Here is a 17,096-nt window from a genome sequence, read left to right as displayed (position 1 = left end):
ATGTTCGATTTTCGGCTTTACAAAGACCAAAAAAGTTGGCGAATATTCAGGGAAGGTTTTTTATACTCCACATCAAAGCGCCAACCATGAAGCTTGCCCTCAGGATAGCGTACGATGGAACCGCCTTCTACGGATTCCAGAGGCAACCGAACTTGAGGACAGTTGAGGATGAGCTAATTCGCGTTTTGAAAAAGCTTAAAATAATTGAAAGCCCCGAGGAGAACGACTTCAAGGGCGCCTCCCGAACAGACAGGGGGGTCTCAGCCTTCTTCAACGTTGTTTCGTTTATTCCAAGTGAGCGGGCCGATTTGGTCAGACCGGAGGTTTTAAACCACCACCTACGAGATACGTGGGTCCTCGGTGTTTCCGAAGTCCCCGATGACTTCCACCCCCGGTTCTGGGCAAGGTCAAAGACCTACCGCTATTACCTTGTTAACGAGGGCTTCGACCTTGAGAGGGTTCTTGAGTGTGCCCGGCTCTTCGAGGGAACCCACGATTTCTCGGCCTTCGCGAGGCTCGAACCGGGGAGGGACCCTGTGAGGGAAGTGAACTCGCTCCGGGTTCTTCCGCGGAAGGGTTACTACCTCATAGAGGTTACCGGCAAAAGCTTCCTCTGGGAGATGGTGAGGAGAATCGTCAACGCGCTCCGATTCTGCGGGCTCGGACTCCTCGAACCGGAGGAAATCCGTAAGATGCTATCCGGGAATTACAAGAAGAAAGTCCCTCCTGCCCCTCCTGAGAATCTAGTGCTGTGGCACATAGAGTATCCCGGGATTGAATTCAAAACCGATGAGAGGGGCCTTGCCAAAGCCAAAAGAGACCTCTTTGAGCGCTACTCAAGGGCTTTAACCAGAGCGGCGCTTTTTGGAGACTGTCTCGTTGAGCTTTGATTCCTTGTCGTAGTATTTGCCGTAGTACTGCTTTAGAGCCTTCTGCCTCTCTATAAAGTGCGTGTAGAGGAGCGGGTCGTCGTCTGCAACGTCAACTATAACCGCCCTCATGCCCCTTTTCGGCCTCAGCGCCCTGCCTATGGTCTGTATCGTCATTATGTCACTCTTCCCCCCGCCCGCGAGGATTATTGCAGAAATCTCTGGTATATCCACGCCTTCCTTGAGAAGCGTCGAAATCAGAACCGGAATTTCGCCATTCTTGAAGGCCTCCAGGATTTCCCACCTGTTGGGGCTCTTTGAACTCAGGAACTCCGCTCGAATTCCCTCCTTCTCGAGCATTTCCTTCAAAATTCTGCCGTGTTCGATGCGCTTCACGTCTATGAGGACGCGGTGGCCCTTTCCAACGAGCTCTTTTGCCTTCAGGACTATCGCCCTGTTCCTCTCGTCGTTGTTCATGACAACATCTTCATAGAGTTCCTTGTAGCGCTCGCTGAAGGACGGCATGCTCGACTCGTAGGTTATCACTTCAAAGCGGGGTTTTGCGAGGAAGCCCTCCCTGATAAGATCTTCGGCCTTTACCTCGTAGATTACCGGGCCAACAACGGCCTCAATCTTTATTTCCTCCCCTCTAACCCTTCTCCATGGTGTTGCCGAGAGGCCGAAGCGGTAGACCTGTGGGAGTGAAATTCCCAGCTGGTAGAACTTCTCCGCCGCAGAAGTCCTGTGGCACTCGTCGAACATGACCACGGCGTAGTCGTTCTTCAGCTTATCAACACCCCTTGACAGGAGCGTCTGTATCATCGCGACGGTTACGTTTTCCTCGTTCCACTTGTTGTCACCAACAATTCCAGCCTTAACGCCGAGCAGTTCCTCAACCTTCTCGGCCCACTGGTAGAGTAGCTCCTTTGTGTGGACCACTATAAGGGTCGAGAGGTCGAGTTCGTGAATAACCCTCAGTCCAACAACGGTCTTTCCGCTCCCAACAGGGAGGGCAAGAACACCCATTTTTTCTTTGAGGGCTTTTTTCACTGCTCGCCTCTGATACCGCCTGAGTTCGTAGTTCTCGTTCCAGCTCGAGTTTAGCTTAACACCGCGAACCTGCCTTTCATCCTTCACCCTCACCCGGTAGCCTTTGCTGTTGAGGAATTTTTTGACCCTGGGCAACAACCCTACTGGAAAGGTCTTTTCATAGGGGTCATAGAGGCTTTCTGGCTTTTCCCATTTGCCATAATCCTTTTTGTAACTGAGCAAATCGTAGATTTTAAAGTAGACGCTGGGTTCGGCCTTTTCAATCCTCACCAGTGCCGAGCCATCTGGAATCCTGAGAACAACCATGGGCATGGCCAATCAAAGCAGGTCTGGAAAAAGGCTTTATAGACCTTTTGGAACAAAAGCCTAAGGTGATACCATGCTGGCGGAGATTCTCCAAACCTTCAATGACCTGATTGTCATAGATAAACCTGTGAACAAGGAACTTGAAATTACCCACTACCTAACCAGATACAAGGACCGGCCTGTTCTCTTCACGGACGTGGACGGCTGGAGGGTTGCCGGCAACATATGGAGCACGAGGGAGAGAATAGCCGGCTTCCTCAGAACAAAGAAGGAGGAGCTTATTCATCTAATGACAGAAGCAATGGAGAATCCGTCACCTTACAGAACAGTTGAGAACGCTCCCTTCCTGAAGAACTCAACGCAGGATTTTTCTCTCCTTGAGCTCCCGATTCCAAAGTACTACCCGAAATGCGGTGGCCAGTATTTCACTTCGGCGATGGTTATAGCTAAAGACGAGAACGGTTTCGTCAACATGTCGTTCCACAGAATGATGGTCCGAGATGAGAAGACAGTCGCCATAAGGCTCGTCCCAAGGCACCTCTACGCAATGTGGAAGGAGAAGGCCGAGAGGGGCGAGGAACTCGATGTTAGAATAGTCGTTGGTAATCCCGTTCACCTCCTCTTAGCTGGAGCGACGAGTACGGCCTACGGAATAAGCGAGCTTGAGATAGCAAGTAAGATTAGCGAGATTTCCTTTGGAAAACCCATAGATGTGGTGGAACTCGGGGGTATCCCGGTTCCCGTCGAGAGCGAGTTCGTCTTTGAGGCTAAGGTAACTCCAGAGCTCGTTAACGAAGGCCCCTTCGTGGACATAACAGGCACCTACGACCACGTCAGGAAGCAACCCCTTGTTGTTTTCGAGAGAATGTATCACGTTGACGAGCCGGTCTTTCATGCCCTTCTCCCTGGAGGCTACGAACACTTTATGCTCATGGGCCTTCCAAAGGAGCCACAGATTTACGCGAGCGTTAAACGCGTCGTTCCGAAGGTTCATGGCGTTCGCCTAACCGAGGGAGGAGCGATGTGGCTCCACGCAGTCGTTTCAATAACAAAACAGCACGACGGTGACGGCAAGAACGCGATTTTGGCGGCATTTGCAGGACATCCAAGCCTGAAGCACGTGGTTGTAGTTGATGAAGACATAAACATCTACGACGACCGCGATGTAGAGTGGGCGATAGCCACGCGCTTCCAGGCCGATAAAGACCTCGTGGTGATTCCAAACGCCAGGGGGAGTTCTCTCGACCCCTCAGCAACTAGGAGCTTAACCGCCAAGTGGGGAATTGACGCGACGAAACCTCTCAATAGAAAGGAGGAGTTCGAGAGGGCTAGGCTTTAGCTTTTCTCACTCCCAAAATTTTTGCTTCAAGAACGTCAATCGTCTCAATTCTATCATAGAGATACCACAGGACTAGGAAACTTAAGGCCGTTGAGAGATAGGGGCTGATTAGGTACACCGGGCTTAGCACTATAAAGACCCCGTATCCCAGAATGAACGCCAATAGTGAATACGATACTTTTTCCCACCCGAGTTTGTAGACCGCATAAATTCCGGCAACCGCTATTGGAACCTCCCATGGGACGAGTATGAACTTCCCCCAGAGGTGCCATCCAATCCTTGGGAACCCATACCAGATACCGTTGGGCAGGAAGGGTATTCCACCAGTGAAAACATCTGCTATTAGGTGGAGTCCGTTTCCAATTATTCCGAGAAAACCAAACGGTATCATGTAAAAGAAGGAAACAAAGCCGTGGTTGAAGAAGGTTCGGGTGAAGTCACCTTCAATGAGCAACATCTGGATAAAGCTGTAGTCAGGGGCAGAATTTGCTATTACGAATAAACCGAGGAGTTTTCGGTTCCAGTTCCTCCAAAGCCCTATGAGATAAGCCACGAATATATGCATTGGGAGTAGCATTCAGTTCAACACCCAGTGAGATTTTGAATTCAAACCTAAAAAGTTTACTGAACAAAATTGAGAAGTTTGAAAATAAAATAGGCTACTCGACAAGTTTCAGGAATATTTCTTCTAGGCTTGGCTCCTTCACCTGCATTGTTAGGATTTTCGCACCCTGCGAAGCCACAAAGTCGTGCAACTCCTCCCTAACGTCCTCCTCCGAAACGACACGGTACTTATTCTCGCCAAGCGGGGTCACACTCCACTTAGCAGAACTCCAGTCAACTGGCTTATTGGTCTCAACGATAATCGTGTAACCGGCCTTCCTAAGGAACTCGCGCTTGATGTTCTCAATACTGTCCTCGAGGATTAGCCTGCCCTTAACAATCACCCCCACTGTATCACAAACTTCCTCAACATGGGCCAAAATATGACTCGAGAAAAAGACGGTTTTACCAGCCTTCCTCTGCTCCCTTATAATCTCCTTGAACTCAGCAATACCCTTTGGGTCGAGGCCCGTCATGGGCTCATCAAGGATTAAAAGTTCTGGGTCGTTGATTAACGCCTGAGCGAGGAGAAGCCTCTGGCGCATACCCTTGGAAAACTTACCAACCTTCTTGTTCTTAACGTCCTTCAACCCAACCATGTCGAGGAGCTCGTTAATCCTCCTTTCCTTCTCGGCCTTTGGGATTCTGAACGCGTCAGCGATAATGTCGAGGGTCTGGACAGGAGTTAAGAAATCCCATAGTGTAGCATGCTCGGGCATGTAGCCGATTCTGGTCTTAGCCTTGACGAGTTTGCTCTCGTTGAACTTTCCGTCCCTGAAGATTTCTTCACCAAAGAGTTCTATCCTCCCCTTTTGGGGAAAGACTAACCCGAGGAGGCTTAGGATTGTCGTGCTCTTGCCAGCTCCATTTGGTCCAAGGAAACCATAAATCACTCCCTCTGGAACTCTGAGGTTAAGCCCGTCTAAGGCCCTGACATCTTTGTAAGTCTTGACAAGGTTCTCAACCGTAATCATCACCATCACCTCAAATCCATACGGAGGAAGCGCCAGGTCGCGATGCCGAGGTAGACAAGGGTCATTACAACCAGCAATAGAACATTTATGCCCCTCTTCTTTATGGCGTTCTTGATTCCTGCGTATTCAGCGATGTACTCTGGAAACTTGTGAGTCTCCCCATTGATTTCGACTGTTTTGGTGACCTTCTTGTAGTTGTTGACGGCATCGAGTATTACTACGAACTGGGCGTTTGGGGAATAAAAGAGGTATTTGGTGTAGTATTCTGCCTTATACTCATTGTATTCCATCACGTTTAAGTCGCTTGGGATGTGGGTAGACATCCTGTACGCCACAAACGATGGGATGAATATGTAAAGCAGGAAAAACACGCCCAGTGCGACGCCAATGGACGTTCCCGATGACCTGAGGAAGGTCGAGATTATGTATCCAATCGCCAAGAACTCCAACATAACCAGAAGGAGCAACAGATTGAGCAAAAAGACGTCAGAGGTTATCTTTGAAACGGAAACGCCAACCCACTGAAGGCCGACCAAGGTTACAAAGCTTGTAATGAGGAGAGCCACGCCAAAGACAACAATGTGGCCTAGATACTTGCCAACGATATAACCCAGTCTCGTCACGCTCTTGCTGAGGGCTACCCGAATTGTTCCATCCTCAATTTCCTTGTTTATTGCCCCCGCCCCAAAGATTATCGCAAGGATTCCAAGGAAGAAGAGGGCGGTTTTGCTTGAGAAGTTTATTATCCCGGCTATTGCTTCGAGTTCGTTTGTTACCCTCACCTGCTTCATGTAGTAGAAGGCCGGAACGTACAGAGCGATTATTATCACCATTACAGCCCAAAGCTTCTTCGTTCGGATTCCCTTCATAAACTCAAGCTTAAACCCCCAGAGCATCATATTCACCCCTGCAAACTAAGGCAAGAAGTATAAAAATTTTGTTATAAAAGTAGGAATAAAATTAGAGTCCCCTAAGTTCGAGAACGAGGTCGGCTTTGGAACAGTGCATCCTCAGCCGCCTGAGAACCTCTGGCTTTCCACCGAGAACCGGCCATAGTATAGAATCTATGTGGAGAGGAGGAATTCCCGTCATTTCCGCTATTCTGTTCCAGAAGCGCACAGGGGGCTCGTTCGTGAACCGTCTGGTGTAGGCGTTTATCCTGACGTCATCGGGAATCTCGATGCCCATCGGGTAGGGAACGAATTCACCGAAGGCTATTCTCCCCGCGTAGCCGAACATCTTCACGGCAAAGACGATGGTTTTCGCGCTCCTCTTTGAGTTCAGGGCTTTTGCCAGTTCGTCCCTAAGCCTCTCCATGCCGTTGAAATAGTAGTCCCTCAACTCATCAAGAGAAAGGGAATTAAGGAACGGCTCAACCTTTTCTATCCTTCTGATTTTTCCGCTCACAAGTCTTCGGTTCGTCTTTGACGAAGGCAGAAAACCGGCGTAGGCCTTTGCAATGCTTTCCACTGGCGGGTTATCTGAAAAGTTCCTAGAAAACTCCCACCACCAGTCCTCCCCTTTTCCGGTGAGCTGATAACTGACGAGCGAATTGGCGATGACGAGTTTAATAAAGAGCTCATCGTCCTTTAGGTTCTTGTGCAGGTTCTTCAGCGCGTCGAACTGTAAATCCACCCTCTCTTCGATAGTCCGGGCACAATCAAGGCCAAGCTCCTCTAGGATTTCGACGAGCCTCTTGACCTTTTCCTCGTTTTCTCTGTAGTTCATCCGAATAAAGCGGTCGAGGGTCATTGGGCAACACTCCTTATGAGCCTTTCCAGGAAAGCGTTCTCCCCTATTATCTCCGCCCCCCTGTTCCTCGGCCTTCCGAGTTCAACCTTCACTTTTAAGCCGTGTTCCATTAAGTAATCGGTTATCTCAGCTGAGAGCACCTCATACTCCGATTTTAGGACGAGACCGTAAACCGTCGGTCCCCAGCTACTCTGCCCGGCCCCGTAGGTCTTCTTTTCCAGCCAGTCGAGGATTAGCTTAACGTCTTCCCTGAACTCTCCTCCCTGGAACTCCGAGAAGTGTCTCCCAACGAGCCTCTGTATGGCCGAGAGATGTGTACCGAACCCTTTAATATTCCTCTCCTTCAAAGCTGGAAGCAGTCCGAGCAGAATACGGTGGCTTATCTCCTTTGCGACTTCAACGCTACCGAAGGTCCTTCCCATTATCGGCTTCTCCTCTTCCTCGTTGAGACCGCGCTTAACTTCCGGTGTAACTAGGAGAAAGGCCCACTCATCGGGGAAGTCCTCCCTTATTACGAGCGGTGGAACTCCGTTCGCGACTCCGCCGTCCAGAACGAACCCACCGTAGGCGAAGGCGTAAATCCCTGCCCCGCTGTTCTTTCCCCTTCCAAGTGTTCCCGCAAGCTTTTCGATGGAGACGTTAATGTTGTTGAGCCTCGCTATGCCCGTACCAACGGCCAAACTCAACTGCGTTGTCGAGCCAAGGCCAATGTGCCTTGGAATCGCTTTCCTGACCTCAATGAAATAGCCGGTTCCAGTTCCAAACGCTGAATTCATAATTTCTACTATTCGCTCTATCGTTTTCCTATCCTCCCCTTCGGCTTTAACCTCAAGCCTCTCCGAGGGAAGTACCTTAACCTCGTAACCCCCTTCGAGGGCAACACCGAGGCTTCCAAAACGCCTCCCTAGGCTCCCGGTTGGGTCTATGAGGCCGAGATGAAGCCTCTTTGGCGTTCTGATTATCAAGGCCACCACCTCGAAGTCTTTTTATCCCAGTTCCTAAATCTTTTCGGGGGATGCCTCATGAAGTTTGCGGGAGTTGAGCTCAATGAACCGAGGATAATGGGTGTCATAAACGTCTCCCCCGAGAGCTTTTACAAGGGTAGCGTAAGGAACGACGAAAAGGCCCTAGCTGAAACGGCCGTCAAGATGGTTGAAGAGGGAGCAAGCTTCATAGACGTGGGTGCCAGGTCCACGGCCCCTTACCTTGAGACGCAGATTCCACTTGAAGAGGAGATAAGGCGGGCCGTCTGGGCGGTTAAAATCATCAGAGACGCAGTAGACGTTCCGGTGAGCATAGACACGACGAGCGCAAGGGTCGCCGAAGAAGCTCTGAAGGCCGGAGCGGATATAATCAACGACGTTACTGGCTTCAAGGGCGACCCGGAGATGCCAAAAGTCGCCTCCGAATACAGCGCTCCGGTCGTTCTTTGCGCCCACGGTGAGGTTAGGGAGTTCATTAACCCCATAAGGGCAGTGATTGACTTCCTCCAAGAAAGCCTTGTTATAGCCAGGGAGCACGGTGTTGAAGACATCGCAGTGGACCCCGCAATAGGTTTTCTCAGACCGGATTACCCCCCGTGGTATGAGTGGGACTCAAGGGTGATAGCGAACCTCAACCTTTTGAAATCCCTCGGAAGGCCAATTTTAGTAGGTGTTTCCCGTAAATCCTTTATAGGGGCAATAACCGGTAAGGAAGACCCCTCCGAAAGGTTGGCAGGAAGTCTCTCAGCGACTGCAATAGCTGTGTTTAAAGGAGCCAACATAGTGAGAACCCACGACGTCCGGGAAACCCTAGATGCGGTTAAGGTCGCCAGCTTTATGAGGCGATTTGCTCCTTAGTGTTCTTTGCCCTCTTCCACTCTTCTATGAGGGTTATGAGAAGAGATAGGGACACAGGTCCGATTATTATCCCAACGAATCCAAAGGCAATGTAGCCTCCAAATATCCCAACGAGGCTCACCAGTGCGTTTACGCCCCACTGCCTTCTGCCAAGTCTCTTTGAGAGCAATAAATCCGGAAGGGGGGAGACAAGAGTAAACCCGTAAAGCAAAATGGCTATTGCGTGTCCTACCATTCCCGATGTAAACAGGTAAAACGACGCCCCGAGCCAGACCATCCAGCCCCCAACAATGGGAAGGAGCTCAAGGATTGCCGTGAGTATGCCCGCCGCTATTGAACCCCCAACGTTAGACACTCCAAAGAGCGAGAAGGCGACGGCCATAGCAATTCCTTTTCCAACGCTGACCAGAAGCCATCCACGGAGGACCTGATGGAGGGTTTCCCCCGCCCGATTGATTAACTTAACGGCAAGTTCGCGGTTTGAAGGAGGTAGGAGCGAGTACACTTCCATTTTTATGGCCTTTGCATTTACAAGGACGCCGTAAAATGAGAACACCATGACGATTACCTGAAGGGAGAGCTTTGGAAGGGAGTACGTGTATCCCAGAACGTAGGCATCGAAACGGTCCGTCATGGCCTGGGAAATCCTCTGGAGGAAGTCATACGCTTCAGAGGGTAGGTTCAGGCCAAGAAGCCACTTGAAAAATGTGTTGACATACCCTGCTAGGGAATATTTAACGTCGTTTATCCAGAGTGCGAAGCCAAGAATAAAAAGGAAGGAAAGAACGGTAAGTATTCCCGTAAGGAGAAGCGCTGACCAACGGTTGCCGATTTTTGAGCTAAGCCTTTCGTGAAGTGGATAGAGTATATAAGTAAGGGTAACTGCCACTATCAGGGGAGAGAGAACAGGACTAACCGTCTGCCAGGTTAAATAGAGTATCACCAGTGAAACACCGACCCAGACGGCAGTTTCAAGTTCCATTCAGCATCCCCAAGTATTTTAGGATTAGCCCCCTTGCGCTCGGCTTGTTAAAGACTATGAGGTAACCTCTTTCGTCGAGGATAAAGTCCTTCCCGAGCGCGAGTAGGGTTTTCTTGAGCTTCACTATTTCCGCTTCTTCCAAGTTGATTCTGTCTTTAATTTCGTCCGGAGCTATTTCATCGAGCGCCTTCTCCAGCCTGTTGATGATGCTTTTGTTAACGAACTTTATTGGGCTAAAATTGGACTCCTCTGCAATTATCTCAGACGGGTCAAGGTAAATGCCCCAAAAGTCTTTGGCGCACTCGAAGGGATATATGTAGTCCTCGCCGTAGTCTGGAAGGTAGAGCTCCCTTATCACAGCGAGGAGAAGTCTCCTGGCGTCCTTTCCGTAGAACTCAATCCTGAGTTTGAACTTCCCGTCATCGAAACCGTTCTCAAACACCTCGAGCTTCTCCTCGCAGAGCATTCAATCACCTCCCAGATAGGGAGTAATGTAGCTCGGGTCGAGGTAGAGTGCCTTGCTCCCCACCACCTCAAAGTCGCTTGGAGTTTCAAGGTTCTTGTATATGACCACCTTTGCACCTGTAACATTCATTAACCTTTCGAGAACGGAAATAGCGGTATCAATACCCCCTGTTTCGTCCACCAGAGCTCCAGTAACGTTCTCGGCGAACCACGTTCTCCCACTGGCGAACTTCTTAACCTGAGAGATGCTCATGTTCCTGCCCTCGCTCACGGCCTGGAGGAACGCCTGGAAGTACGTGTTCACCATGTTGGTTATTATCTTCTTCTCCTCGGGGGTTAGGTCCCTCCACTCGGCCCCCATGTCCTTGTAAGGGCCGGTTTTGAAGACTTCCACCTTAATTCCGTTCCTCTGGTAGTTCTCCTGCAGGTCGTAGTGGACGTATATTACCCCAATGCTTCCCACCTCGGCGAGCGGACTTGCCACGATTTTGTCGGCACCGTTGGCTATGTAATAACCTCCAGAAGCCATTATGCCACCGGAGTAGGCCACTACAGGCTTTACTAGTGAAAGTTTCTTGACGGTAGAGTATATTTCCATCACAGGTCCAACTTCCCCGCCTGGGCTCTCAATCCAGAGAAGAACGCCCCCGATGGAGCCATTTGTGGATATTCTCCTGAGAAGGGGTATTACTTCGAGGGCTGTGTAATCATCTATTATCCCAAAAATGGGGACGACCGCTATTGTTTTTCCTCCCGTTTTGTTAATGAGGGAGCGCAGATAAGCGACTTCCTCTTTGAGCTGGTTTATCTGGTAGCTTGACGTTCCATTGCAGGTGAGGTTTACTGGGGTCTCAACGACGGCAGGCGCTGTATTATTGGGCGAAACGACCGCCGGTGAAATCGCCTTGTAGAGTACAACGATTGCCACTGTCGAGAGGGCGAGCAGGAGAACAAGAACCACTGATACGTACTTCCAGAGGTTTTCCCTCATTCTCTCACCTTAGACACCTTTCCTTGTTGGCTTTTAAACTTACCCCGCTAAGCTTTTTATATCCTCCTGCCAAATTCCGCCAGGTGATTGCATGGAGATTGGGGTAACCATCTATCCCCACTTCGTTACAAAGGACAAGAGCCTAGCTTCAATCCTCGCGGACGTCAAGATAAAGGACTACGACTTCGTCTCGATATTCCCCCATACGCTTGGGCTAATCAAGAACGGTGTGGTAGTTGAGAAAAGCCTGAGGAACATAGAGACGGCCCTCAGGGGCGTTGGGATAAACTACATCGTCAGGATGCCAACCTCAGTGAACCTGCGTGACCACATCTACTACACCAGGCACTTCCGCGTTGCCAAAGCAGTTGCAGACGTGGCGATAAAGCTCGGCGCCAAGGTCATCGTCATGCAGAGCGGAAGGACGGGAAGGCTTGACCTCGAGATAGAGGCTATACAGCAGCTGGCGGACATGGTGGCTCCATTCGGCATAAAGATAGCCCTCGAAAACACCTTCAGTGTTAAGGACACCCTCTACGTTGTTGACAACGTCCAGAGGGACAACGTCGGCTTCGCCCTCGACGTCGCCCATGCCTTCCTCAGCGCCCAGGGCAACGAGGAAAAACTGCTTGAAGATGTTAAGCTCGGCACAGACAAGACGATAATCCTCATGATACACGACAACTTCGGAAAGCTCTTCCCGCAGGTCGAACCCGAGGACGCTTTAGCTTATGGCGTCGGTGACCTCCACCTCCTTCCGGGGGAGGGAAGCATACCCTTTGGAAAGGTTCTCAAGCTCTTTGGCGATGTTCCTCTACTCCTGAAGGTGAAGGACGCCGACAAGTTCGCCAAGATACCGAGCAAACAGGGACTAATCGAGTTGCTCACGAGCCTCTGAATTTTACCTTTTCTCAGCTTGCTTGTATTCTAATTAAGAAAAGTATTTATATTACTCTCTCACTTTGTTTTCGGGGTGAAATCGTGACATCGTTGGCGGTACTTCCCTTCCTGTACGGCTCGCTCTCCGTCAGCATGGGGGTCATCGTGGAAAAGATTAAATCAAACTCCTTTTCCGTTCCACTGGACGTTGGCGGTTTTAATATTCTCCGAAAACTTTTCTGTTCGGGACTACGGGGATTGAATACGATTTTTTAGTACCTTTCATCGTTTATTGGGGGTTTTTACTTACCTAATATCCTCGATGTTTTCGGCCGAATACATTGGAAAGCCCCAAAACTTAGGACAAAGCCCGATTACTATTATGAGCAACCCTATACCAAAGCTGGATTTAGTCCAAAGGTATCTCTGGCGATATTCATTGCGTTGCTTTCAATCGGGGATGTTCTCCTCTACTATCTCGCCGTCATCCTTTCGGTTAAGAACAGCCAGCTGTTTTTGCTCATTTGGGGTTATTTACTGTTCCATGAACTCCTCATCGTGCTCTCAAGGGAAGAAATTCTGCTCGGCAAGAAAACGAGAGAGCTGTTCTATCTTCTCAAAATCCTATATCCTCGCGTTGTTCCCATCGGTCTGGTCTAGCGCTTCGGCCTTTAGAACTGGTTAATTCCTGTTCTATTTTCCCACTACATGATAACCGTCCTCTAGCTCTAGCGTGACCTCCCGGAGATGATGAGACCGCCGAAGATAACTTAAACTCCTATCCTCTTCCCTATCTCCCTGTAAAGGACGGCCAGGGCCTTTCCTATTGCCTCCTTTTTCCGTGTGAAGTGGGTTACGTCCTCAGTTAGGTTCTCCCTGATGATTTGAACTGCCTCTTCCATAGTTATAACGCCCTCAAGCCAGGCGTAAGCTAGAATAGCCTCTGCCACATCCCCCCTCGCGTGCTTGTCGCTCCTTGGGGGGGCTAGCTTTCTCAATCCCGACATCTCAAGGGCCATGGCCAGAGAAGCGTTCGGAACCCTCTCTCCAGTGGGTCTGCCCAAATACTCGCTCAGGGCCAGGGAAAACACGAAGTTGAGGAGAGAATCACCAAACTTGGCCAATCCCTTATCGGTAAAATCTTTGGAGTAAGAAAAAGAGGCCAAGGGTTTCACCCTTCGAGGGCATTCTTCCATGCATCAAGAAGAACCCTGGCCCTATCGAATACCTTCTGGGCGGCCTCCTCAAGGGCCTTCTCCGGTGTAACCTTCCCGTCGGTTACGACTTTAAACCTCGGCTTTCTGGCCATGAGAATAGGGTGCTCGATTGTGTAGCCGGCGAACTTAACGTGCTTGTTCTCGTGGAGGACTTCATTGAGCAGGTTGGCGAAGGTGTGGTCCTCTCCTTCGAGGTAAAATTCCAGCAGGTTTTCCTCGCGCTTTATTACCTCAATCCTCATCAGCATCACCCGTCAAGGCTTTCAACAGCTCTTCTAGGGCCTGCTCCTTGTTCTTAATGAGCTCGTATTTAAACTTATCCTCCTTCCACTCGGCTAGACCCAGCTCAACGAGTTTCTCCAAGACTTCCTCAGGTGGAACGTTAAAGGCAACGCTAACCGGAACTGCCACTTCCCTAATCTGTCTCGTCGTCTGGAGCGCTATCTCCGAGAGGGCATCTCCAAGCCTTTCAACGAGTTCAACGGCCTCGCTCCATGGAAGGGATGTTACGAGCTCATCTCCGCTGAGTTCAACCTTTTCGCCGAGGAGTTCAAGAGTTTTGATTATTATGGGGGTTGAAACGCTTGTTCTGGCCTCTCGGAGGAGGTCGTCAATCGTGTAGTGGTATAGACCGCGCTTGTCCGGGTAGAGCTTGGTCCTTACGCGGTTGTGGATTTCCCTTATTTTCCGTATTGCCTCCCTGATGTCGTCCTTCGTGCCCTGAACGTTGATTTTAAGGGAGTTTAGCTTTCCGTGGACGTAGATGAAAGCCGGCAGGCGAAGTCTCTGGAGTTCCTTCATGAACTCCTCCTTTTCAACGTCGTCCTTCACGTGAATCGTTATTACCTTCTTGGCCCTCATAGAGACACCTTCAGCTTTCTATAGTATGGCGAGAGCTTTCTCGTCTCAACGTTTCCACAGCGCGGACAGATTAGCTTGTCCCCGCGCCTTATGAGGGGTGTCCTACAGCGGGAGCAGAGGGCGTAAACGACGCCAAGGTCTTTATCCTTTGTTGTGAGCTGTATCGGGCTCTTTTCGTTGGCTATGACCTTTGCCCTCACTATGTCCCCAATCTTGAACTCCTTGGTTATGTCCTCGACAAAGCCCTCCTTTATCTGGGAAATGTGGATTCCGGCGAGCTTTGAGGTCGCTATTTCCCTGTCGTTTTCGCGACCCTCTATCTGGAGGAGCTGGACTATCACAGCTTGAGGCTTGACCTCTATGACCCTCGCGAGGACCACGTCGCCAACCTTCGGGAGGGGGGGAGTATCGGTTACGGGCTCGACGCTTATCTCCATTTTCTCTGGATTGATTCTGACCTTACCAGCTCTCGTTGCGTAGAGTTCGCCGTTCTCCTCTCTGACGCCTTCGCCGGGCATGAACTCCTCTATGACGCCGAGATAATCTCCCGGAAGTACGAGGTCACCGTTCTTAACCTTCTTATCCTCCATTCCCTCACCTCCGAAGATTTTCCTACCCCCTCTTTTTAAGCGTTCCCCAACGTTTATAGGCGGAAGGAAAAAGTTTTAGTAATTCGAAGCGATGGAGAGGTGGTGGTAGGAATGAGAATGCTTCTGATACACGCGGACTACCTTGAGTACGAGGTCAGGGACAAAGCCCTCAAGAACCCCGAGCCGATAAGCGAGGAGCAGAAGAAGGGCAGGCTCGATGAGGTACTTGCGGTCTTCATAAGCGTCGAGAAGGTTGATGAGGCAAACCCAGATGATGTCGTCGAGAAGGCTGTGAAGGAAATCGAAGAGGTCGCAAAACAGGTAAAGGCAGAGAGGGTCTTCGTTTACCCCTTTGCCCATCTGAGTAGCGAACTGGCAAAGCCTGAAATAGCCCTTGAGGTGCTCAAGAAAATCGAGGAGAAGCTTAAAGAGAGGGACTATGAAGTCAAGCGCGCCCCGTTTGGCTACTACAAGGCATTCAAGCTCAGCTGTAAAGGCCACCCACTGGCCGAGCTCAGCAGGACGATAGTCCCGGAGGAAGGCGTTTCGAAGGAGGAGCGCAATATAGCCCTTGAAAAGGAGGAGAAGGAGCTAGTCAGCTACTGGTATATCCTCACACCCGAAGGCGAGCTTATAGATGTTGACAAGTTCGACTTCACCGGTTATGAAAACCTGAGGAAGTTCGTCAACTACGAGATAGCCAAAAACAGGATAGCTGACAGAGAACCTCCGCACGTTAAGCTCATGCTTGAGCACGAGCTCGTTGATTACGAACCGGGAAGTGACGGGGGAAACCTTAGGTATTATCCCAAGGGAAGACTCATCAAGGGCCTCCTTGAGCAGTACGTTACCGAGAAGGTTGTTGAATACGGTGCCATGGAAGTGGAAACGCCAATCATGTATGACTTCGAGCACCCTGCCCTTGAGAAGTACCTCAACCGCTTCCCTGCGAGACAGTACATAGTTAAAAGCGGTGACAAGAAGTTCTTCCTCCGCTTCGCGGCATGTTTCGGCCAGTTCCTCATCAAGAAGGACGCAATCATAAGCTACCGCAACCTCCCACTGAGGATGTACGAGCTAACTAGATACTCCTTTAGGAGAGAGAAGAGCGGCGAGCTTTCAGGCTTGAGAAGGCTCAGGGCCTTCACGATGCCGGACATGCACACCGTTGCCAAGGACCTCCAGCAGGCGATGGACGAGTTCAAGAAGCAGTACAAGCTCAGCATGGAGGTCCTCAGGGGCGTTGGCCTTACGCCAGAGGACTACGAGGTGGCCATACGCTTTACAAGGGACTTCTGGGAGGAAAACAAGGACTTCATAGTCGAGCTGGCAAAGATAATAGGCAAGCCCGTCCTGATAGAGATGTGGGACCAGAGGTTCTTCTACTTCATCCTCAAGTTCGAGTTCAACTTCGTTGACAACCTCGACAAGGCGGCCGCTTTGAGCACGGTGCAGATAGACGTGGAGAACGCGGAGAGGTTTGGAATAACCTACTACGATGAAGAAGGCAAGGAGCGCTACCCGCTCATACTCCACTGCTCCCCGAGCGGAGCTATTGAGCGCGTCATGTATGCAATCCTTGAGAAGCAGGCAAAACTTCAAGCGAAAGGCCAAAAGCCGATGTTCCCGCTCTGGCTCAGCCCGATACAGGTCCGCGTCATTCCGGTAAGCGATGAAGTCATGGACTACGCCCTCTACGTTGCAGGAAAGCTTGAAGGAGCTAAGATAAGGGTTGACGTTGACGATACTGGCGACAGGCTCAACAAGAAGATAAGGAAGGCGGAGAAGGAGTGGATTCCCTACATAGTCGTCGTCGGCAAGAACGAGAAGGAGCAGAACACTGTAACCGTCAGGAGAAGGGAGGACGGCAAGCAAGTTGAGATGCAACTGGAGGACCTCATCAGGGAGATAAAGAGGAAGACCGAGGGCTTCCCATACAAGCCGAGGCCCCTACCGCTTCTCCTCAGCAGGAGGCCAAAGTTCAGGGGTTGATATCTCTTTTAACACTATTTTCTCCCTTCCCCTGCTTACTTTGAGAGAGTATATCATCGGCTCGAAGTCCGGGTAGGGTGCCTTCAGGAAGTAGAGAAGCTCTTTGACGTTGTTATCCCTTATTTCTGACTTTGCCAGTAGAACATAATCGCTTATGTTTGAAACCCATGCAACGAACCTCTTGGAGACCATGTCGGCGTTAAGTGGCAGGAGAAGAATTGATTCCGGAAAGCGGATGCTCTTTTGGGCTATTGTCTGGTTGAGGAGCTTTATGGTCTGCTCCTCCCCGAGCATTAGGGAGGCCCCGTCAAGTGTGTAAATCATTCTGATGGCGTTCTTGGAAGTTAAGCTCTCCTTGAGAGGTCCGCAGTAAATCATGTCTATC

The 17,096-nt window shown here is 50.4% G+C and carries 20 protein-coding genes; 6 read left to right on the top strand and 14 right to left on the bottom strand.

The features are described 5' to 3' along the window. The first annotated feature begins 86 nt into the window (after positions 1-86). On the top strand, positions 87-890 hold the full coding sequence (gene truA, locus F7B33_RS00285) for a tRNA pseudouridine(38-40) synthase TruA (RefSeq protein ID WP_297072455.1): 804 nt from the start codon (positions 87-89) through the stop codon (positions 888-890). On the opposite strand, the gene F7B33_RS00280 is transcribed toward truA, so the two are convergent. Then, positions 846-2,225, bottom strand: a complete 1,380-nt coding sequence (locus F7B33_RS00280; RefSeq protein WP_297062147.1) for a DEAD/DEAH box helicase — start codon at positions 2,223-2,225, stop codon at positions 846-848. The genes truA and F7B33_RS00280 overlap by 45 nt on opposite strands. A 73-nt stretch (positions 2,226-2,298) precedes the next feature. On the opposite strand from F7B33_RS00280, the gene F7B33_RS00275 reads away from it, so the two are divergent. Next, on the top strand, positions 2,299-3,564 hold the full coding sequence (locus tag F7B33_RS00275) for a UbiD family decarboxylase (RefSeq protein ID WP_297062135.1): 1,266 nt from the start codon (positions 2,299-2,301) through the stop codon (positions 3,562-3,564). Here F7B33_RS00275 and F7B33_RS00270 read toward each other — a convergent pair. The 5 genes from F7B33_RS00270 to F7B33_RS00250 all read right to left on the bottom strand — a co-directional run bounded on the left by F7B33_RS00270 (position 3,554) and on the right by F7B33_RS00250 (position 7,858). After that, complete coding sequence (locus F7B33_RS00270; protein WP_297062137.1) at positions 3,554-4,141, bottom strand: hypothetical protein; 588 nt, start codon at positions 4,139-4,141, stop codon at positions 3,554-3,556. The two genes, F7B33_RS00275 and F7B33_RS00270, sit on opposite strands and share 11 nt — an antisense overlap. An 82-nt stretch (positions 4,142-4,223) precedes the next feature. Next, positions 4,224-5,141, bottom strand: coding sequence for an ABC transporter ATP-binding protein (locus F7B33_RS00265; protein ID WP_297072506.1), 918 nt, complete (start codon positions 5,139-5,141; stop codon positions 4,224-4,226). Positions 5,142-5,146: 5 nt separating this feature from the next. Beyond that, positions 5,147-6,037, bottom strand: coding sequence for an ABC transporter permease subunit (locus F7B33_RS00260; RefSeq protein WP_297062139.1), 891 nt, complete (start codon positions 6,035-6,037; stop codon positions 5,147-5,149). A gap of 64 nt (positions 6,038-6,101) precedes the next feature. Next, a complete protein-coding gene (locus tag F7B33_RS00255; RefSeq protein ID WP_297072453.1) occupies positions 6,102-6,893 on the bottom strand; it encodes an N-glycosylase/DNA lyase in 792 nt (263 codons plus the stop codon). Continuing rightward, the gene (locus F7B33_RS00250; protein ID WP_297062150.1) at positions 6,890-7,858 is read right to left on the bottom strand and encodes a beta-ribofuranosylaminobenzene 5'-phosphate synthase family protein; all 969 of its coding nucleotides are present in this window, start codon (positions 7,856-7,858) and stop codon (positions 6,890-6,892) included. The genes F7B33_RS00255 and F7B33_RS00250 overlap by 4 nt, the downstream gene beginning before the upstream one ends. Before the next feature lie 57 nt (positions 7,859-7,915). Between F7B33_RS00250 and folP the strand changes: the two genes are divergently transcribed. Further along, positions 7,916-8,734, top strand: coding sequence for a dihydropteroate synthase (gene folP / locus F7B33_RS00245; RefSeq protein WP_297072451.1), 819 nt, complete (start codon positions 7,916-7,918; stop codon positions 8,732-8,734). Here the strand turns inward: folP and F7B33_RS00240 are convergent. Genes F7B33_RS00240 through sppA form a run of 3 tightly spaced genes read right to left on the bottom strand, consistent with a single transcriptional unit; the run spans position 8,712 to position 11,172 of the window. Further along, on the bottom strand, positions 8,712-9,716 hold the full coding sequence (locus F7B33_RS00240) for an AI-2E family transporter (RefSeq protein ID WP_297063887.1): 1,005 nt from the start codon (positions 9,714-9,716) through the stop codon (positions 8,712-8,714). The genes folP and F7B33_RS00240 overlap by 23 nt on opposite strands. Continuing rightward, a complete protein-coding gene (locus F7B33_RS00235; protein ID WP_297072447.1) occupies positions 9,706-10,182 on the bottom strand; it encodes a PH1570 family protein in 477 nt (158 codons plus the stop codon). The genes F7B33_RS00240 and F7B33_RS00235 overlap by 11 nt, the downstream gene beginning before the upstream one ends. Continuing rightward, on the bottom strand, positions 10,183-11,172 hold the full coding sequence (gene sppA / locus F7B33_RS00230) for a signal peptide peptidase SppA (protein WP_297063892.1): 990 nt from the start codon (positions 11,170-11,172) through the stop codon (positions 10,183-10,185). It lies immediately after the preceding gene. A gap of 91 nt (positions 11,173-11,263) precedes the next feature. Between sppA and F7B33_RS00225 the strand changes: the two genes are divergently transcribed. Continuing rightward, complete coding sequence (locus F7B33_RS00225) at positions 11,264-12,070, top strand: sugar phosphate isomerase/epimerase (protein ID WP_297063895.1); 807 nt, start codon at positions 11,264-11,266, stop codon at positions 12,068-12,070. A gap of 425 nt (positions 12,071-12,495) precedes the next feature. Continuing rightward, positions 12,496-12,711 (top strand): hypothetical protein, encoded by a 216-nt coding sequence (locus F7B33_RS00220; RefSeq protein WP_297063900.1) that lies wholly within the window; start codon positions 12,496-12,498, stop codon positions 12,709-12,711. 110 nt (positions 12,712-12,821) lie between these two features. Here the strand turns inward: F7B33_RS00220 and F7B33_RS00215 are convergent, their stop codons facing one another. The 4 genes from F7B33_RS00215 to F7B33_RS00200 are packed head-to-tail and all read right to left on the bottom strand — an operon-like array spanning position 12,822 to position 14,719. Beyond that, the gene (locus F7B33_RS00215; RefSeq protein WP_297072445.1) at positions 12,822-13,217 is read right to left on the bottom strand and encodes a ribonuclease III family protein; all 396 of its coding nucleotides are present in this window, start codon (positions 13,215-13,217) and stop codon (positions 12,822-12,824) included. Positions 13,218-13,222: 5 nt separating this feature from the next. Next, the gene (locus F7B33_RS00210; RefSeq protein WP_297063905.1) at positions 13,223-13,510 is read right to left on the bottom strand and encodes a DNA-directed RNA polymerase subunit L; all 288 of its coding nucleotides are present in this window, start codon (positions 13,508-13,510) and stop codon (positions 13,223-13,225) included. After that, complete coding sequence (locus F7B33_RS00205; protein WP_297072442.1) at positions 13,500-14,129, bottom strand: DUF2067 family protein; 630 nt, start codon at positions 14,127-14,129, stop codon at positions 13,500-13,502. The genes F7B33_RS00210 and F7B33_RS00205 overlap by 11 nt, the downstream gene beginning before the upstream one ends. Next, the gene (locus tag F7B33_RS00200; protein ID WP_297063911.1) at positions 14,126-14,719 is read right to left on the bottom strand and encodes an exosome complex RNA-binding protein Csl4; all 594 of its coding nucleotides are present in this window, start codon (positions 14,717-14,719) and stop codon (positions 14,126-14,128) included. The genes F7B33_RS00205 and F7B33_RS00200 overlap by 4 nt, the downstream gene beginning before the upstream one ends. A 111-nt stretch (positions 14,720-14,830) precedes the next feature. Between F7B33_RS00200 and F7B33_RS00195 the strand changes: the two genes are divergently transcribed. Further along, entirely contained in the window at positions 14,831-16,711 is a 1,881-nt protein-coding gene (locus F7B33_RS00195; RefSeq protein ID WP_297072503.1) for a threonine--tRNA ligase, read from the top strand. On the opposite strand, the gene F7B33_RS00190 is transcribed toward F7B33_RS00195, so the two are convergent. After that, a complete protein-coding gene (locus tag F7B33_RS00190; RefSeq protein ID WP_297072440.1) occupies positions 16,670-17,089 on the bottom strand; it encodes a hypothetical protein in 420 nt (139 codons plus the stop codon). The genes F7B33_RS00195 and F7B33_RS00190 overlap by 42 nt on opposite strands. Between the last annotated feature and the right edge of the window lie 7 nt (positions 17,090-17,096).

Origin of the sequence: Thermococcus sp. (assembly GCF_015523185.1) — an archaeon.
In the GTDB taxonomy this organism is placed as follows: Archaea; Methanobacteriota_B; Thermococci; order Thermococcales; family Thermococcaceae; genus Thermococcus.
The sequence above is the reverse complement of the archived record's forward strand: the minus strand, read 5'-3'. Positions and strand labels throughout refer to the sequence as shown.